Raw genomic sequence first — 18,051 nt, 5'->3', positions numbered from 1 at the left:
AATAATATAGAGAGAAAAGAAAAATTCAAAGCAGAAGAACGGCGATATGGAGGGAAATCTATTGTTTAAAGGTAATTCATTTGTCCGGTTCAGTATTGCACTGGCCCTAGTATTGGTTAATATCTATTTATTATCCCGTGTGAGCTTTATCTTTCAGCCGCTTGTCACAATGATTACGGTGATTACCGTACCAATGATGCTGTCCGTATTTTTTTATTACTTGTTGCGGCCGCTCGTGGGTTATTTGGAGAAATTAAAATATTTGAATCGAACGCTAAGTATTCTGCTAATCTACGTTGTGGCTATTATGCTGGGTGTGGCGTTTATCGTGGGGTTGTGGCCTTCTTTGCGAGAGCAACTGGTGAACCTGGTCGAGAATGCGCCTAATCTATTGAACGCACTTAGTCTGCAATTAAAAGATTTGGAGCAGAATGGTGCGATTCAGGCGTTGTTTCCGAACGACTCCACACCATTATCGCAGGTTACAGAGTATGTGAATAAGGGATTTACGTTTGTAACCAACTATGTGAGTGGCTTCATTTCGTTAATTTCCAGCTTTGCAATCATTCTGTTTACGTTCCCGATCATTCTTTTTTACATGCTGAAGCAGGACAAGCTGTTTGGACGCAAATTGGTGAAGATTGCCCCTAAACGATTCCAGAAAGACAGCCGTGAAGTGGTGCTGGAGATTGATCAGGCTTTGAGTGGGTTTATCGTAGGCAGAGTGCTCGTCAACCTGGCTCTTGGTGTACTCATGTATATTGGCTTTCTGTTAATCGGCCTTCCGTACGCACTGCTGTTGACGGTGGTCGCAGTCATCCTGAACTTTATACCGTTTATCGGAGCGATTGTTTCTTCCATTCCCATCGTCATTATGGGTCTGGTTGTATCGCCGTCGGTTGCCATCTGGTCACTTGTAATCATTCTCGTATCGCAACAGATCCAGGATAATCTTGTTGCTCCGTACGTATTCGGCAAAAAGCTGGATATCCACCCGCTGACGACGATTATTCTGGTGCTTGGTGCTGGAGACCTCGGTGGAATCATTGGTATCCTTGTTATTATTCCCGTCTATATGATTGTGAAAATATTGCTGGTTCGAATCTATCAGATGTTTTTCAAAGAGAAATGGCAGAATGCTTAGGGCGTATCTGAAAACGCTGAAGAAAGCAGATTTTGCCGAATTTTCGTTCCAAGCAAGGAAGTTTCCCGCAGGCGTGCCGGGGCACTTCAAGGGGAAGTGACGTAGCAGGGGGCGAAAAGGGGGTAAAAGATGCACTTCAGTAGGTTTCGAGACACGCCCTAGAATCCTTAGGAGAGCTACTCATAGGGCAGAAATGTAACTGCTCGTAAACCATGGTAGAATAGAAGGGATAACATCCATACTTAGAACAACAAAAAAAGATCATAAGGAGAGGAACTTATGTCTGAAATGATTGAAAAAAGTGTAACGGAAGCAGAATATATTGCGCCTCCAGCGGTGCAACTTGGAACAATCCATATTTCTAATGATGTTGTGTCCAAAATTGTTGGCATGGCCGCACAAACCACTCCAGGAGTGTCTTCGATGTCAGTTGGCCTGACGGAAGGGCTTGCCAAGAGCATCAGCGGCAAAAGTCTTCAAAAAGGAATTGACATTCATATTCAAAATGATGAAGCATCGATTCAGTTGCGTATTAATGTGCAGTATGGCCGCAAGATGCACGAGGTCTGCCAGGAACTGCAACATAATGTACAGCAAGCTGTGGAGCAGATGGCAGGTGTAATCGTCAAAGAAGTTAAAGTACAGGTTGTCGGCATTGCCATGCCTGAGAACGTGTAAATCGTATAATCTTATTAATTAGGTAAGCACCTTCCTACACATGGGATCATGAGGGAGGTGCTGTTTTGTGTTTGCGATAGTAAGTGGGAGCTTCACCCACCACTTTTTTGAACATTTTGGAGAAAAGAAGCTGGTCTGTATATCCCACGGAACGGGCAATATCCCCGATACTCAGGTTAAGATCAAGCGTCAGCTCGGCTGCTCTGCGCATACGATAATGGACGAGATAAGATTGAATGCTGCTTCCGATCTGATCTTTAAAGAGGGAACACAGATAACTTCGCTGCAAGCCGATGTGAGAGGCGATGGACTGTACTGTAATGTTGTTGGCATAGTTCATCTCGATAAAATCAATCACCTGGGTCACATAAGCTTCTTTGCCATAATCTGCGGTGGGCTGCGCGTTTTCGTCATGCGCATGATCGATCAGAATCGCAAAGAATTGATACAGCCATCCGGTCATACTAATCTCCCAGCCTTTATGAGTCGTGCGAGAGTGAACGATGCGGTGCAGACAGGAGCGCATCTCGTCGTCTTCGTCACCGAGATCAAAAATGGGGTGTTGTTCCGATAAAGAGGCTTGATGTAAAAAGGAAGCACTGTGCGTGCCCTGAAATGCAACCCAGCTATACTCCCAAGGATCATCTTGATCAGCCTTATAATGTACCACCGAATGGGGCACGATCAGGAAACCTTGGCCCTTTTGTAGATGGTAGGTCTTCCCTGCAACTTCAAACGTGCCTTTGCCGTTCAGAACATAATGAATTTTATAGTAATCTCTCATTGCTGGACCGAAGTGGTGCCCAGGTGTGCAGGCTTCCGTACCATAATGAAGGAGCTGCAACTCCTGAAAATGCGTGTTTTTGAACATATACGTAATCATTGCGTTCACTCCTATGTGAATCAGTTGATTCATGCATTTTAACATATATGAAGATATATATGATATATAAATTAAAGTGTGAGTATAAATATAACAATCATTTTTACATATCAATGTAGTGATAAACCATATCGTTTATGCAGAAAAATGACTAAGATAAAAGAGTGTTAACGGTCTTGCTTAACCAACTTTACAGAAAAGAGTGAATGAACGATGCCTTATATTGCAAATGAACAACGTTATGATGATATGAGCTATTCTCGCTCAGGAAAATCCGGCATTAAGCTGCCACAGATTGCGCTGGGATTATGGCAGAATTTTGGCGGCAATCGCACGCTCGATATTCAAGAAGAAATGATTTTACGTGCGTTTGATCTCGGTATTAACCATTTCGACCTGGCGAATAATTATGGGCCGCCCCCAGGGTCAGCAGAAGAGAACTTTGGGGTGATCTACCACAAACATCTGCGTCCTTACCGGGATGAGCTGTTGATCTCTTCTAAGGCGGGGTATCATATGTGGAGCGGCCCTTACGGCGAGTGGGGTTCCCGTAAAAATTTGATTGCCAGTCTCGACCAGAGCTTGCGCCGAATGGGATTGGATTATGTAGATATTTTCTATCACCATCGTCCAGATCCAGACACGCCATTGGAAGAAACGATGACAGCGCTGGATCACATCGTAAGGCAAGGAAAAGCGTTATATGTGGGCTTGTCCAACTATAATGCACAACAGACGCAAGAAGCAGTGACCATGCTGCGCCGGCTCGGAACACCTTGTCTCGTTCACCAGCCGAACTATTCCATGCTGAACCGCTGGATCGAAGATGGTTTGCAAGATGTGCTGGGCGAGCAAGGTGTAGGTTCTATCGCGTTTTGCCCACTCGGTCGAGGTCAGTTGACGAACAAATACGTGGACAAAATCAAAGCGGAACGGGCGAATCCTACAGGAAATCTGAAAAAAGAATCTTATACCGACGAACGTATCGCGAAATTTGAAGCGCTGCAAGCCGTGGCAGAACGACGAGGACAGACGATTTCACAGCTTGCACTCAACTGGGTATTACGTGGTAACCGTGTAACGTCTGCATTGATCGGAGCCAGCCGAGTATCGCAGATTGAAGAAAATGTTGCTGCGCTCAATGCTCCTGAATTAACAGCTGCAGACCTGAGTGAGATGGATACGATTTTGGACGGCATCGGCAACATCCCTTGGTAAACGTCTTGTATAGATAATATTTTATATTGAGTACCTTTTCTCTATATAGAGAAAAGGTACTTTTTATGTTCAGAAGGGAAGAACTGGCGTATCGAGTAGCATAAGGTTTATACTGGAATGATTCGTTATTAGGTTATCAGATGAGCAAGAAAGGGAGATGCATCATGGAGTTTTATCGATTTGATCGCGAGAGCGGCAGGCCAATCACGAAATTTGATTCGAATTTTGTGATGTCTCGGATCATTCAAACGAGCGGTAACGCGCATATAGGCTGTATGCATATCCCCGCTAACGGTGTGGTTGGATACCACCAGGCCGTATCACCGCAACTGATGCTCATTATGACAGGAGCAGGAAAGGTCCGAAGCGGGAACGATGATTTTATCGAAATAAAAGCGGGAGAAGCTGTTTTTTGGGAAAAGGGAGAATGGCATGAAACCATATCAAAGATCGGTCTAACAGCGATTGTTATCGAAAGCGAAGAATTGAACCCATCAGCATACATGACTTCCAGAGAAAGTGACCTCTAAATAATCACGAATGGAATGAGAAAGTCCTGTTCTTATTATAAAAAGGTTGTTGTTCATAGTACCTGGTCATAGGATTTGATGTATAATATAAAGACGTTATATAAATGAACTATTTTTACACATAAACGGAGAGGACAGAAAAAACTGGAGAAGCGAAGCTAAAAGCTTTCTGTAAGAAAGCTACATCGTAAGCATAAGCTTCGCATTTATCACCGGATTTTTCGCGTTAAAAAGGGAATCAAAAAAATCTGGGGATAACAGCGATAGGAAGGTTATTCTGTCATAGGAGTGAATGTGTAAACTTGTTCAATTTATATATATTAGATGATAAAGGAGAGGCTCCATTTGAATTTTGAACAGTGGATTGCGCCTGAAAACTATAACCTGACATCCGAGATGGAGAACCACCCGTCAGATCGGATTGCACTTAGATGGCTCAGCGATCAGCAAGAAGTAGAGGAGATTACGTACGGTGATTTGTTAAAACAGGCTAACCGTCTCGCTGGAGGACTGCGTGAACTTGGTTTGGTAAGAGGGGATCGGGTGCTGGTCATGGTACCACGCCGGATTATCGCTTATGTAATATATATTGCATGTCTGAAACTTGGCATTGCTGTGATTCCATCTTCAGAGATGCTGCGTGCGAAAGATTTGGAATATCGTCTGCGGCATTCATCGGCGAAAGCAGTCATTGTCTGGTCTGAGACCACATCGGAAGTGGAAAAAATGAATTCCGATCTGCCAGCACTTGCCCATCGTATCGTTGCATCACCTAACGGAGACCATACTGTTCCTGGAGAAGACTGGGTTAACGTGCATCAATTGATGCAGAATCAGCCGGAAGAAATGCATGCTGTTCAGACGCATCGTGATGATATGGCCATTCTCGCGTATACTTCGGGCACGACGGGGAATCCAAAGGGCGTCGTACATAGCCACGGCTGGGGTTACGCACATCTGCGGATTGCATCCACGTTATGGCTGGATATCCAGCCGACCGATATGGTGTGGGCAACAGCAGCACCTGGATGGCAAAAATGGATCTGGAGCCCGTTCCTGTCGGTACTCGGAAGAGGGGCAACAGGTTTGGTATACAACGGCTCATTCCAGCCGAAGCGTTATCTGGAACTGATGCAGGCGCATCAAATTAACGTGCTCTGCTGTACACCGACGGAATACCGCCTGATGGCAAAAACGGATGATCTCGGACATTTTGATTTATCCCATCTTCGCAGCGCTGTATCGGCGGGCGAACCACTGAATCAGGAAGTGATTGAAATCTTCCAGCGTCATTTCGATCTTACAATCCGCGATGGTTACGGACAGACGGAAAGCACGCTGTTAATCGGCAGTTTGAAGGATGCGCCTGTGCGCATCGGTTCCATGGGTCAGTCCATTACCCCGGGACTGATCGAGATTATCGGCGAAGATGGACAACCACTACCTGCCGGCGAAGTCGGAGATATTGCTGTGCATAAGGACATGCCGGCGCTGTTCCGTGCTTATTATGAGGACGAGGGTCGCAAGGAAGCGAACCAGCGCGGGGAATATTTTGTTACAGGTGACCGGGCAAAAAAAGATGAAGAAGGTTACTTCTGGTTTGAAGGTCGCAGTGATGATATCATCATCAGTTCGGGATACACGATTGGGCCGTTTGAGGTAGAAGAAGCGCTTATGAAACATGCGAGTGTGAAAGAATGTGCTGTCGTTGCAAGTCCCGATGAAATTCGGGGCAACATTGTCAAAGCCTTTGTTGTGCTGCGAGACCCTTCCCAAGCCTCAACGGGACTCGCGCATGAACTGCAAAGACATGTGAAGGAATGGACAGCGCCTTACAAATATCCACGCAAAATTGAATTTGTATCTGATCTGCCAAAGACCAATTCAGGTAAGATTCGCCGCATTGAACTGCGGGAGCAGGAAAAACGCAACGGTTAGTTTGCGGACTGTGTATAGAGCAATATAGAGGCTAAAGAAGAAATAGCATCTTATATGATGATGTTTGAGAATACAGCAATTTGAATCTTACCGAAGCAGGAGTGAAGCTAACATGAGCTCGTTTGAACAATCTTTTGCAACATCATTGGAACAATACGCTGAATTAGTAGTTAAAGTTGGTGTAAATATCCAGAAGGGACAAGACCTACTGGTAACAGCCCCGATTGAAACACTGGAGTTTACGCGTCTGATCGCCCAAAAAGCATACGCGGCCGGAGCCAACTATGTACAAGTCGATTTCGAGGACGATAAAATTACACGCAGCCGGTTTGAGCATGGTTCGGATGATAGCTTTGATTATTATCCGAAGTGGAAAGGCGACATGATGGAACGGTTCGCCGAAGCTGGAGGAGCAACACTGACGATTAAAGTACCTGATCCAGATTTGTACAACGGAATCGAAGCGACAAAAGTATCCCGTGCGACCAAAGCAGCAGCAGAGGCACGCAAAGGATATTCCAAATATACACGTAATCATGATATTAGCTGGTGTCTGATCAAAGCGCCAACCAAAGCATGGGCCAATAAAGTATTTGCCGATATCCCGGAGGAAGATCGCATCAACGTGATGTGGGATACCATCTTCAAGATGAATCGTGTAGACGGCGGAGACGCTGTACAGAACTGGAAAGAGCACATCGAAACGCTGAACAAAATGAGTGAATTACTCAATCAGAAAAATTATAAGAGCCTGCACTATCGTGCACCAGGTACGGATCTGAAAATTGAACTGGTGGACAACCACATCTGGGGCGGTGGTGGCAGTGAAAACAAACAAGGGGTCTACACCGTCGCGAATATGCCGACAGAAGAGGTATTTACGATGCCGAAGCGTAGCGGTGTAAACGGTTATGTTAGCAGTACGATGCCGCTGAACCTCAATGGCCAGCTCGTAGATCAGATGCGAATTACATTTAAAGATGGTCAGGTTGTTGCGTATACAGCAGCTTCTGGCGAAGAGCATCTGAAGAACCTTTTTGCGACAGACGAAGGTGCTCGTTATTTGGGAGAAGTGGCGCTTGTACCACATAATTCGCCAATCTCGAATTTAAATCGTATTTTCTATAATACCGGCATTGATGAGAATGCATCCTGCCATCTGGCTGTCGGAAGTGCGTATCCCTTCAACATGAAGGGCGGCACAGCGATGTCGAATGAAGAACTGTTGAAACATGAATGCAATGTAAGTCTGACACATGTTGATTTCATGATTGGTTCTGCGGAACTGGACATCGACGGGGAGTTGCAGGACGGTACGATTGAGCCGGTGTTCCGCAAAGGAAACTGGGCATTTTAAGATGAAATAGACATCCAATTAAGATGATTGCGATTTTTTTCAAATCCAGTCAATAACAGCTCTAACTTAGAAAAGTGACTTCGATGAAAGTCACTTTTCTGTTTAAATACAGTTTTAAGGAATATCAAAGACTAGACCTGACATAAAACATTTAAAACTCTTTTGCTTTAATCAGTTGTTACAGGAATACAAAGCTCGCATAAATGCTGATCAAGCAGTGGAAGACAATATCTTTCGATAACAGGTTTTGTATTATCCATCCGATAGCCATTCAAGTGTAACTGTGGAATCATCTCATTCCAGGCTTTCTGAATACCCTCAACCGTATGCGGAATCGTGATCGTCAGGTAGTTTCCACTTGGTGATTTTCCTAAGCTAATATCAAGGCCAGGCTCTTGTTCAAGATTGAAATCATCGCTGATCACTATACATGCATCGTATCTGCAATGTTCTGGCATAGTTATCCGAGGATCATCTTGAGGAATACCATACAGTATGGCATCTTCCTTTAGCAGTTCTTTCTGGTTCGCCCATTGTTTCAGTCTTTCCATTGTCTGCATGTTTGAAGGGCCATAAGGTCCAGTTTGACGTACATATGCCATACGGAAGGGGCGAAGCTGTTCGAGATACAAGTTTTTCTTATCTATGATTATCATCTCCTAATTGGATATCATGCTTACTTGAAGAATGCTAACATGTTATAAAAAAAAATGTATACTTTTTTTAGCAAAGTCGGTAAAAACGTTGATTCGGTAAGGGATATCGTACAGAAATGATAGTCTGGTAGCATTGAAAACCTCTCAAAGAACTCATAAAATAGTCATGATATGACATGTACAGTGAACCGTATGCAAAGTGGTTAGGGAGGAGATTCCAAGATGAGTATAGATGGTGGGATGGATATTACAAATGCCTTTACAGATGAACTTTTCAAGCAATACATATTAGCGAATTATTGTGATCAACGAGGTTATATTCGGGCGCAAGATGTGAGTGAAGTGGAGACACTGGAGCTTCCCAAAGTCGGTATGAAAAATCTTCAGGGGATTGAATATTTCACGGAACTCAAGATGCTCGATTGCACATATAATGCGTTGATCAGTCTGAACGTCGAACATAATTTGAAGTTGAAAACGTTATTATGCAGAGAAAATCAAATTGTTGAGCTGAACCTGTACTCCAATACAGAACTTGAAGCACTGGATTGCAGCTTTAATCGTCTGCGTAAACTGGAACTGTCGCAGAATCACAAGCTGATGTCGATTGAATGCAACTGGAATCTGCTCTCTGAGCTGAAAGTAGAGCATTTGAAGCAATTGCAGAGACTCTCCTGTAGCTACAACACACTTTTCTCACTGGATATGGCCAATAACGAGCAGCTAACTTATTTGGATTGTGCAAGCAATGATCTTATCGAACTTGATGTCACCGGCTGTCCTGCTTTACTTGAGCTTCGCTGTCATCACAATCAACTCAAAAGTCTGGATCTCCGCTCCAATTACCATCTGGAAAGTGTGCGTTGTTTCAATAATCATATTCGTAAACTGGATTTGCGCAATAATACCGAACTTGTGGAGTTATATTGTTCTGAAAATAAGCTGAAATCACTTGACGTGAGTCATAATTCCAAGATGGAGCGCATGCAGTACGGGGATAATCTCATCATTGAACCGGATCATGAAGTTTCAGGCATGGGTACATTCCAATATGATAATGAAACGACGATGTATCGTATGGATTTGCAGGATGAAGGAAGGGAACTGCGAGTTAACGCACAAATTTCAACGAAGGCCGCTATGGCTGCGTTATCGGGTTTCTTTGAAGCGGCGTGGAAACAATGGCATGTCCTGCGAGAGCAGGCGCTTCATTTGATTGGTAAAGCTCATCCAGACGAGGATGTAAGTACTTTGGTGCTGGTTGATGCAGCATTTCAAGCGGATGGCAGTTTAAAGTTGGGATTTGATGCCGGCGATACGCCAGCCGGGCAGCTCTATATCTATGCTGAATTCGATAGCGATCTCCAGATCTCGGATGAGTTAATATATGAAACGTATTGAAACAACGGAGCGTTAAGAAGGCTATGAAGGCATTCAGTAACTTGATTAAGTTGTAAACACGAAAAAGCCACGAAGTTGAAGTCGTGGCTTTTAAAGCACTTATATTTTAGGAAAGATCGACTATATAAGTTGAACTATTCTTTTACACTTTAACGGAGAGGGCAGAAAAAACCTGGAAAAGCGAAGCGCTCCTCTAAAAGCTTTCTGCAAGAAAGCTACATCGGAAGCATACGCTTATCACCGGATTTTCCCCTTTGGAAAAGGGAATCCAAAAAAATCTGGGGATAACAGCGATTAGAAGGTTCTTCTGTCTCGGAGTGGACTGTGTAAAATCTTTAGTTCAACTTATATAATACTTATTCGGCATTCAATTTATTAAAACTAACATACTCATGAATAGGTTTGCGATATCCGCGCGGCCGCTGTTTGGATTCTGATTTTTTGCCGATGGTAATCATCATTGCAGGTACGTAATGATCCGGAATGCCCAGGCTTTGCTGCAACTCTTCAGCATTAAATCCAATCATCGGGCAAGTGTCCCAGCCACGATCCTGAGCGATCAACATGAATTGCATCGCTGACAGGCTGGCGTTACGGATGGCATCCTCACGTTGGAAAAATCTGCCGCGAGTTTCATAGAATTCAATAACACTCTGTGATTCCTGCTCGTATTGAAACGGTGTGAGTGCGCCCAAGTTGAGAAGTCCTTCGTTGATCGTGCGAATATGATGATGTGCGTTGACATCCCCTAACACGATAATGACCGCAGAAGCTGTTTTCACTTTATATTGTTGCGAAGCCTGATATACTTTCTCTTTTTGAGCTTCATCGGTCAATACAAGATAATGAGTGTGTTGCAGGTTAAATGCGGATGGCGCAAATTTGTTCAAAGCAAACATTTCTTCCAGTTCGGACTCTGAAATTTCAATTCCCTCTTCAAAAATAACAGCAGATCTGCGGTTTTTAATCAATTGATCCAATTCGCTCATGTTGTATACCTCACTTATGTAGAGTTTGCTTGCTTATAAAGTGAATATAACATACTTAATTACTTTATGTAAGTATTATTTTTGAATAAGACAAGATGTGCTCGCCATACGCTAGTAGAAAACAGCAGAGGTGAGTCATGAGATCATTCATCCTCAGAATAAAATCAGCTTGGCGGCATCATGAGTTCCAGGTTTATGTCTTTGAATCCTCTGCCCTTAAAAAGTTTGTGGTGGTGGAGATCATACTGGGTTACCTTGTATACAAAACAGCCTTTTATCTGAGCCACAACGATTTACTGGCAGGGGCAAGTTCCTGGGCAGGTACCGAAGGTGTGAAACGGTTGCCTGTCTTGATTCGGCGTATTGCCGGAGTTTGAAAAATGTTGAAGAATTGATCTGTAACCGTATGGGGTACGAGACTGCTCTCAAGAACACTTTCTCAGAATACATGGGTGCAAAGATGCTTTCCTGGAACTACAGCTATCTTGTAATTTATATGGAGAAGGGGCAAGTGTGCCCCTTTCTCCAGGTGTCATTTTGCATATGAACAGATCGATTTAACTAAGCTGCTCGCCCAACCAAGAGCTTATTTTGCACGTTCCAAATATTGCTCCAAAGTTAATTTTTGGCTAGTAACCTCGCCGGCGATATAGACACCAACATAACGGACATGCCAAGGCTCATATGAATATCCGGTCAATTTTTCTTGGTCTTTGCCATAACGGATAATAAAACCGTATTTGTGGGCGTTGGCTTTCAGCCATTTGCCTTCTTTGGTGTTGCCAAAACTTTGCTGCAGATCATAACCTGCCGAAGCGCTGGAAATGTCCATGGCGAGTCCGGTTTGATGTTCGCTCTGTCCTGGACGAGCACTTGTTTTATTGGCAACAGCTTCGCCTTTGATGCTGGCATTACGGTCAAAGATTGCTTTCTGCGTAGAATAAGAGCGGTAGCCGGAAACAGCTTTGATATCGATACCGTCTTTTTTAGCGGCGGCAAACAACTTCTCCATTGCTGATGCTGCGACTTTACGCATCTGTTTCTTCGGACTGGAGCCGGAGAAGCTGAATGGGATGTTAGGAACGACCAGATCTTTCGGCTCGTAAGTGGATGGTAAGTTTCTTTTTTTATTTACAAGCACAACGGTGCTAGAGAGGTTCGTCACGGTAGCAACGCCTTTGCTAGAAGTTGTAATGGTACGGCTTGGCGCATTATCGTGCAGAAATTGAGAGAAATTTGAGCTTGCCGCAGAAGCAACCGGGTTAAATATTTGGTTGATCGGAAGTGTAGTAAACGCTGTGCCTGCAAGCACCGAGCCAACCAGAAGTGTCGATATGATGGATTTGCGAGTAAATGAAGACATGATGGGGAATTCCTCCTTGGAATATATTAATCTATAAACCAAGTATACTGGAGGATTATGTCCATAGGTTCTCCAAATGTTTCCGACTTGTAAACAAAGTTTGCAAGAATCTCTTTTTCATTTGGCGATTTGGCGGGAGTAAGAGTGTCATCTCCGAGATAAGAGGTTGGCAATCGAAATAATGGTGGAGTCTAGATTGTAACCGTAGTTTCATGATGTGCACCAGACAAATCGTACATTAGAAAAGTAATGGAAAAGTAGATGAGAGTTCGAATATCGCAGTTGTCAGAGATGGAAGACGCAGGAGATCGGCTGTTGCAGCACAAAAGATACTGGAAGGAGAAATGTAAACGGTGAGGGAGACAGGTGAAAGTGAGTAAAGACATAAAGAGCGTATAGAGCACAAAGTAAAGAGCATAAAGGGAATAAAAAGGGAGGGCATAAGTTATACATCAGCAAAGTCAAGGCATAAGCAAGTAAAACAATTTAAGCAAGTAACTCCAGGCTTTTATCAAGTAAGTTGTAAAAAATCTAACGATCACCACAGACGCTATTTGCCGCTTTTTACACATTCTAAAATTTTAACGATCACCAGAGAGCTTATTCTGCGAAAACAGCCCGTTTTTCAGCCTCAAAGGCTGTTTTCAAAGCAAATAACATTACTGGTGATCGTTAGATTTTGAATCTATCTATTTTGGGCTAAATAAGGTTCCTCATGATCGTTAGAAGTTGGTCCAAGCATCAGGTGCTCGAGAAAGATGGACAAATCATTTTTGCAGACTCAGTAGCCTTTGAATTGGCAGCGGTTAGATGAGAACACATCCGCAAACAAACGCGCTCTTTTCGAGGCGGATCGCTTTCCTACAAGAGCGGCAATACTCTGCTTACCTGCTGTTTAGGATAGAGTACATGCGTTAACAGCACTTGGTGTACCTACTGCGGCAGCGCGTGCATCACGAAGCCGGAGGTTACTGCTGATTACACCCGAATCACTGCTCAAAGTAAAGGCAGGATAGTTTTCTTGTGCATCCAGTTTCATGCTTGATTCCAGGTTAAGCTGGTGTTTGGGATCCACGTAGAATGGAACAAAGTTGGTTTCAATCTGCTCATCCAGCGTTGCCAGTTCATCAACAATCAGCAGCACGACAACACCGTTACATCCGCAGCCTTCCATATCGTAAAATACTTTGAAATAACCCGGTTGATCATTCAAACTTGCTGTCAAACGCGTTGCTGCCAGATCTGTAATTTGCATATGCATATCGCTTCACTCCTCTATATATTGACATCGTCATAAACGGTTAATGAACATTCAACCTGTAGTGCCATTATACCACTTTGTCGAAATTTAAATCATTCATTTTCTTGACTGATCAGTCTGGAATGTATATGATGAGTTTAACGAAGAGGAGGTGGGAACACCAGTTGGGAAGAGCGAAAGAGTTTGACACAGAACAAGTATTACGAAAAGCGACTTCTGTTTTTGGCGCTTATGGTTATGAAGGGACCTCGTTAACGGTGTTACTTAATGAACTCGGCATTGCCCGGCAAAGCCTCTATGACACTTACGGAACAAAACATGATTTGTTTGTCTCTGCTCTGAAGTTTTACGTGCAGCAGAAAACAGAAGCATCGACGCAACTGTTAGAACAAAGCGGCAGTGTACGTGAGGGTATGCAACAATTGTTTGAAGAGGTGGTGAACGTGTTAGCCGATCCCGATCGGCGCAACGAATGTTTTATCATTAACAGCGCGATAGAACAGGCACCTCAGCAACATGAGATCGCTGCGTTTATACAGGCGAATAACCGCTGGATGGAGAACGTATTTTACACTGCACTTTTACGAGGGTGTAATACGGGAGAGTTACAGTTACAAGAAGAAGAACTGCATCGCATTGCACGGTTTCTTAACTATTCAAGGCTTTCGTTCACGTATACGGCAAAAAGTGGTGCGAGTGAGGAAGAGTTGCGGGACCTTGTGCAAACGACGTTGAAGGTGTTGGATTATAATGTAGTTTTGTAGTGTTTTGATGTTTTTAGCGTAAGATGAGTTGTTGTTCTAGAATTTTATAAATGAACGCGAAAAGCGTTTATTTTTTCGTTGTTTATAGACTGATCAGTCCGAAAAAAGGAGAGGGTTTAAATGACAACAACTTTATCCATCGGGCGCTTGTTCTCAAAACAGATGATAGAGCAGCGTAGATAAGAAATTCTTCGTGGGCATTAGATCAATGCATAATCTATTAATACAAGGGATAAGAACATAAGGGAAGCATATAAGATAGATTATAAGGTAGTTTACAAGGTAAATGTACAGGGGATGTCGAATTCGTACACGTATAGACGTAACCTTGAAAAATAGGCTATCGCAAAAGTGGAAGTAGGTCATGCAACTGCTATATTCTCCGTACACGTGAGTGATGAGAATATGGGAGTTGCAAGATTCACTTTTGCAAGGATGGGAGAGAGGATGAGAATGGAGATGTCCGCCAACTTTACAAACCTTGAACGAGGAAGCTGGACAACCGAGCCTGTTCATACCCAACATGATGGAGAGCGGTTGATTGTGCAGGCTCAGGAGGGCAGTGATTTTTGGGAAGAGACTTTCTATGGTTTCTGTCACCGAAATGGACATGCCTTGCTTGCGCCGTGGGATGGGGAACAAGCTGTTGAAGTTTCGTTTGATCTAAATTCGTTCACAGAATTATATGATCAGGCGGGATTAATGCTGTGGCATGGAGAACATCAGTGGATTAAAGCCGGGGTTGAGGTCAATGATGGTGTCGTACATGTCGGTGCTGTTGTCACAGATCAATTCTCGGATTGGTCACTGTCACCTGTACCGGAGTGGGGAGGAAGAATTGTTACGATTCGTGCGTCGTATCACCAGGAATCCGTTATCATTCGTGCGCGTACAGATGAGCATCCGTGGCGTACGATTAGGGTGGCAAGATTTGCTTATCCGGCCCACAAGCAGGCAGGACCGTTCCTTTGCTCGCCTAAACGGGCAGGCTTTGAGGTTGCTTTTACAAGATGGACCTATACTGCGCCAGATACAGACTTGCATTCCGATCCACCGATCGATGATGAAACAGGGAATGGTGCATGAATATATCGTAAAGGTGTACAGTGCGTAGCGGATGAGTTGTCGCCAGAACAGGTAATCCCATGGCATAACAAAAAGGAAGCAAGTTTCCTATAGAGGAACTTGCTTCCTTGCTTCTTTCAATGAATACTCAAGCTTAATGAGTAGTCGGGCATGATTCGTTTCATACATACTCTAATGAATCATAATACCGGGATTAGAGAGCAGAACTGCGCATTAATTTTTTTCGGATTCCTGAGCAGGCTCGTTGTCTTGTTCTTCTTTGTCCTGCATTTCGCGCATACGTTCTTCGTAATCGTCCAGGAACCATAGCGGGTCCATATTATCTTCCTCGCCGTTATAGTTAATGAGGATTTCTTCGCCAGCTTTGATGTCTTTATAAGCATAGAAATCAAAGGTGTGATTTTCGAAGTTAATATCATACGTGGCATTAGGCTCGTAGGAATGATTAATCAGACTGCCGTATCCTAACAGGATCGCGGTATGATTGGCACCGTATTCGAAGACGTAATCCTCCAGAATCGTTTTCTCAATATGCTCGTGATCTTCATTCGGATAAGGTACGACGGGGGCCTGATGGATCAGTTGACCTTTTGCAATATCCACTGTAGCAAATACCCCACGGTTAAACTCACCGCCGTCACCCAGCCTGGACTGTTTTACTTCAATCATGACATTCACCTGATGCTCTCGCTGAGAGCTCCGTTCTATATAATGGTTGTAATTCGTTTAAGGCAAAATTTTACCGCATACGCCGGGATAAGGCAAATGGAACATCACATTTTTAAAATAGGGCGTTGAGTTGTGCCGTAGATAACGCTTATAATATACAAAGAATTAAGTCTATATAGAAAAGGTGTCATGAATGAGTATATTAAATGTAGAAAAATTAAGTCACGGTTTTGGTGACCGTGCTATCTTTAACAACGTTTCATTCCGCTTGCTTAAGGGCGAGCACATTGGTCTGATCGGGGCGAATGGAGAAGGTAAATCCACCTTCATGAATATTATTACAGGTAAGCTTCAGCCAGACGAAGGTAAAGTGGAATGGTCCAAACGTATGCGTGTAGGTTATCTCGATCAGCATGCGGTACTCAGCAAAGGGCAATCGATTCGCGATGTGCTGCGCAGCGCATTCCAATACCTGTTTGACATGGAACAGGAAATGAATGAGATGTACGGCAAAATGGGCGACGTTACGCCAGAGGAACTGGAGCAGCTGCTTGAGGATGTAGGTACCATTCAGGATACACTGACAAACCAGGACTTTTACATGATCGATGCCAAAGTCGACGAAACCGCACGTGGTCTGGGCTTGACCGACATCGGTCTGGATAAAGACGTTAATGACCTGAGCGGTGGACAACGGACCAAAGTACTGCTCGCCAAACTGTTGCTGGAAAAACCGGATATTTTGCTCCTCGACGAGCCGACAAACTATCTGGATGAACAGCATATTGAGTGGCTGAAACGTTATTTGCAGGAATATGAGAATGCATTCATTCTCATCTCACATGATATTCCGTTCCTGAACAGCGTAATTAACCTCATTTACCACATGGAAAATCAAGATTTGACGCGTTATGTGGGCGATTACAACCACTTCCAGGAAGTCTACGAGATGAAGAAACAACAGCTGGAGTCGGCGTACAAACGTCAACAGCAAGAGATTGCAGACCTGAAAGACTTCGTCGCACGTAACAAAGCCAGCGTTGCCACACGCAATATGGCGATGTCCAGACAGAAGAAACTCGATAAAATGGATGTCATCGAGATGGCCAAGGAGAAACCGAAGCCACAATTCAACTTCCGCGATGCGAGAACGTCAGGCAAGCTTATTTTTGAAACGAAAAGCCTGGTTATTGGTTATAACGAACCGTTGTCCAGACCGCTTGATCTGCGTATGGAGCGCGGCCAGAAAATTGCTCTTGTTGGTGCGAACGGGATCGGTAAAACAACCCTGATGCGTAGCATTTTAGGTGAGATTCAGCCTTTGGAAGGGAATGTGCAGCGCGGCGAGAATCTGGAAATCGGATACTTCCAGCAAGAGATGAAAGAAGCCAACTACAATACGTGTATTGAGGAGATTTGGCAGGAGTTTCCTTCCTACACCCAGTTTGAAGTACGTGCCGCACTTGCCAAATGCGGACTGACAACCAAGCACATTGAGAGTAAGGTCGCTGTCCTCAGCGGTGGCGAGAAAGCGAAAGTGCGTCTTTGCAAGCTGATCAATAATGAGACTAATCTGCTTGTACTTGACGAGCCGACGAACCACTTGGATGTGGATGCGAAGGATGAGTTGAAACGTGCGCTTCAAGCGTACAAAGGCAGCATCCTGCTGATTTCACACGAACCTGAATTTTACCGTGACGTCGTGACAGACACATGGAACTGCGAATCCTGGACGACGAAAGTTTTCTAAAAGGCGCGTATTTCACTTGCATAGCGCATGTGGAATACGCGTTTTTTGTCATTTAAGAGAAAGGGTGAAATAGGACCAAAGAATGGTTGACAGCCCTAAAAGCAAACGATATTCTAATTTTAGAAAGCGGTTACAATTTGCGTTTAAGAAACCTGTTTTACGACATGGGCAAAAAAAGAAACGCTTCTCGGTTCTCCGTAACGTGGATGATTGCACCTGCCTGAGTAAACGGGTCTTTTTTTGCTCTTGAATGAAACCGGTTTCATTAATTGGGGAGGTGTGATCAGCGGAGAAGTATGGTCTGTGCTCTGATTGACTGATTCATGTGTACTAGAAGTTTAATCACTACGCTGGATGTGTAAGG

17 protein-coding genes are annotated in these 18,051 nt (G+C 44.0%); 11 read left to right on the top strand and 6 right to left on the bottom strand.

Annotation, left to right across the window (positions count from 1 at the left end; genetic code table 11):
- Nucleotides 1-46 precede the first annotated feature (46 nt).
- Both EC604_RS08285 and EC604_RS08280 read left to right on the top strand, forming a co-directional pair.
- Nucleotides 47-1,144 carry an AI-2E family transporter gene (locus EC604_RS08285; RefSeq protein WP_192895072.1) on the top strand — a complete coding sequence of 366 codons (1,098 nt, stop codon included), beginning with the start codon at nt 47-49 and terminating at the stop codon, nt 1,142-1,144.
- A 279-nt stretch (nt 1,145-1,423) separates the two neighbouring features.
- Nucleotides 1,424-1,822, top strand: coding sequence for an Asp23/Gls24 family envelope stress response protein (locus EC604_RS08280; protein ID WP_123063698.1), 399 nt, complete (start codon nt 1,424-1,426; stop codon nt 1,820-1,822).
- A gap of 46 nt (nt 1,823-1,868) precedes the next feature.
- On the opposite strand, the gene EC604_RS08275 is transcribed toward EC604_RS08280, so the two are convergent.
- Complete coding sequence (locus tag EC604_RS08275; protein WP_123063697.1) at nt 1,869-2,705, bottom strand: AraC family transcriptional regulator; 837 nt, start codon at nt 2,703-2,705, stop codon at nt 1,869-1,871.
- Between the two features lie 213 nt (nt 2,706-2,918).
- On the opposite strand from EC604_RS08275, the gene EC604_RS08270 reads away from it, so the two are divergent.
- The 4 genes from EC604_RS08270 to EC604_RS08255 all read left to right on the top strand — a co-directional run bounded on the left by EC604_RS08270 (nt 2,919) and on the right by EC604_RS08255 (nt 7,748).
- On the top strand, nt 2,919-3,923 hold the full coding sequence (locus EC604_RS08270; RefSeq protein WP_123063696.1) for an aldo/keto reductase: 1,005 nt from the start codon (nt 2,919-2,921) through the stop codon (nt 3,921-3,923).
- A 164-nt stretch (nt 3,924-4,087) separates the two neighbouring features.
- On the top strand, nt 4,088-4,453 hold the full coding sequence (locus EC604_RS08265) for a cupin (protein ID WP_123063695.1): 366 nt from the start codon (nt 4,088-4,090) through the stop codon (nt 4,451-4,453).
- A 396-nt stretch (nt 4,454-4,849) separates the two neighbouring features.
- Nucleotides 4,850-6,391: an acyl-CoA synthetase gene (locus EC604_RS08260; protein ID WP_430538756.1), complete on the top strand. Its 1,542-nt coding sequence runs from the start codon at nt 4,850-4,852 to the stop codon at nt 6,389-6,391.
- 112 nt (nt 6,392-6,503) lie between these two features.
- On the top strand, nt 6,504-7,748 hold the full coding sequence (locus tag EC604_RS08255) for an aminopeptidase (RefSeq protein WP_123063693.1): 1,245 nt from the start codon (nt 6,504-6,506) through the stop codon (nt 7,746-7,748).
- Between the two features lie 167 nt (nt 7,749-7,915).
- On the opposite strand, the gene EC604_RS08250 is transcribed toward EC604_RS08255, so the two are convergent.
- A complete protein-coding gene (locus tag EC604_RS08250; RefSeq protein WP_123063692.1) occupies nt 7,916-8,404 on the bottom strand; it encodes an AraC family transcriptional regulator in 489 nt (162 codons plus the stop codon).
- A gap of 222 nt (nt 8,405-8,626) precedes the next feature.
- On the opposite strand from EC604_RS08250, the gene EC604_RS08245 reads away from it, so the two are divergent.
- A complete protein-coding gene (locus EC604_RS08245; RefSeq protein ID WP_240036717.1) occupies nt 8,627-9,805 on the top strand; it encodes a leucine-rich repeat domain-containing protein in 1,179 nt (392 codons plus the stop codon).
- 356 nt (nt 9,806-10,161) lie between these two features.
- Here the strand turns inward: EC604_RS08245 and EC604_RS08240 are convergent, their stop codons facing one another.
- Nucleotides 10,162-10,794: a nitroreductase family protein gene (locus EC604_RS08240; RefSeq protein ID WP_123063691.1), complete on the bottom strand. Its 633-nt coding sequence runs from the start codon at nt 10,792-10,794 to the stop codon at nt 10,162-10,164.
- A 137-nt stretch (nt 10,795-10,931) separates the two neighbouring features.
- Here EC604_RS08240 and EC604_RS08235 point away from each other — a divergent pair, with 137 nt between their 5' ends.
- Entirely contained in the window at nt 10,932-11,171 is a 240-nt protein-coding gene (locus tag EC604_RS08235) for a hypothetical protein (protein WP_123063690.1), read from the top strand.
- A 209-nt stretch (nt 11,172-11,380) separates the two neighbouring features.
- Here the strand turns inward: EC604_RS08235 and EC604_RS08230 are convergent, their stop codons facing one another.
- Nucleotides 11,381-12,157, bottom strand: coding sequence for a M15 family metallopeptidase (locus EC604_RS08230; protein WP_123063689.1), 777 nt, complete (start codon nt 12,155-12,157; stop codon nt 11,381-11,383).
- 895 nt (nt 12,158-13,052) lie between these two features.
- A complete protein-coding gene (locus tag EC604_RS08225; RefSeq protein WP_123063688.1) occupies nt 13,053-13,418 on the bottom strand; it encodes an iron-sulfur cluster biosynthesis family protein in 366 nt (121 codons plus the stop codon).
- Nucleotides 13,419-13,582: 164 nt separating this feature from the next.
- Here EC604_RS08225 and EC604_RS08220 point away from each other — a divergent pair, with 164 nt between their 5' ends.
- Nucleotides 13,583-14,182, top strand: a complete 600-nt coding sequence (locus tag EC604_RS08220) for a TetR/AcrR family transcriptional regulator (protein ID WP_123063687.1) — start codon at nt 13,583-13,585, stop codon at nt 14,180-14,182.
- Nucleotides 14,183-14,629: 447 nt separating this feature from the next.
- Nucleotides 14,630-15,268 carry a DUF1349 domain-containing protein gene (locus tag EC604_RS08215; RefSeq protein WP_240036716.1) on the top strand — a complete coding sequence of 213 codons (639 nt, stop codon included), beginning with the start codon at nt 14,630-14,632 and terminating at the stop codon, nt 15,266-15,268.
- Between the two features lie 213 nt (nt 15,269-15,481).
- On the opposite strand, the gene EC604_RS08210 is transcribed toward EC604_RS08215, so the two are convergent.
- Nucleotides 15,482-15,937, bottom strand: a complete 456-nt coding sequence (locus tag EC604_RS08210; protein WP_123063686.1) for an SET domain-containing protein — start codon at nt 15,935-15,937, stop codon at nt 15,482-15,484.
- A 193-nt stretch (nt 15,938-16,130) separates the two neighbouring features.
- Here EC604_RS08210 and EC604_RS08205 point away from each other — a divergent pair, with 193 nt between their 5' ends.
- Nucleotides 16,131-17,687: an ABC-F family ATP-binding cassette domain-containing protein gene (locus EC604_RS08205; protein ID WP_123063685.1), complete on the top strand. Its 1,557-nt coding sequence runs from the start codon at nt 16,131-16,133 to the stop codon at nt 17,685-17,687.
- The last annotated feature ends 364 nt before the right edge of the window (nt 17,688-18,051 follow it).

Source organism: Paenibacillus amylolyticus (assembly GCF_003719335.1).
Lineage (GTDB): Bacteria > Bacillota > Bacilli > Paenibacillales > Paenibacillaceae > Paenibacillus > Paenibacillus amylolyticus_D.
This window is presented reverse-complemented; position numbering and strand designations above follow the sequence as displayed.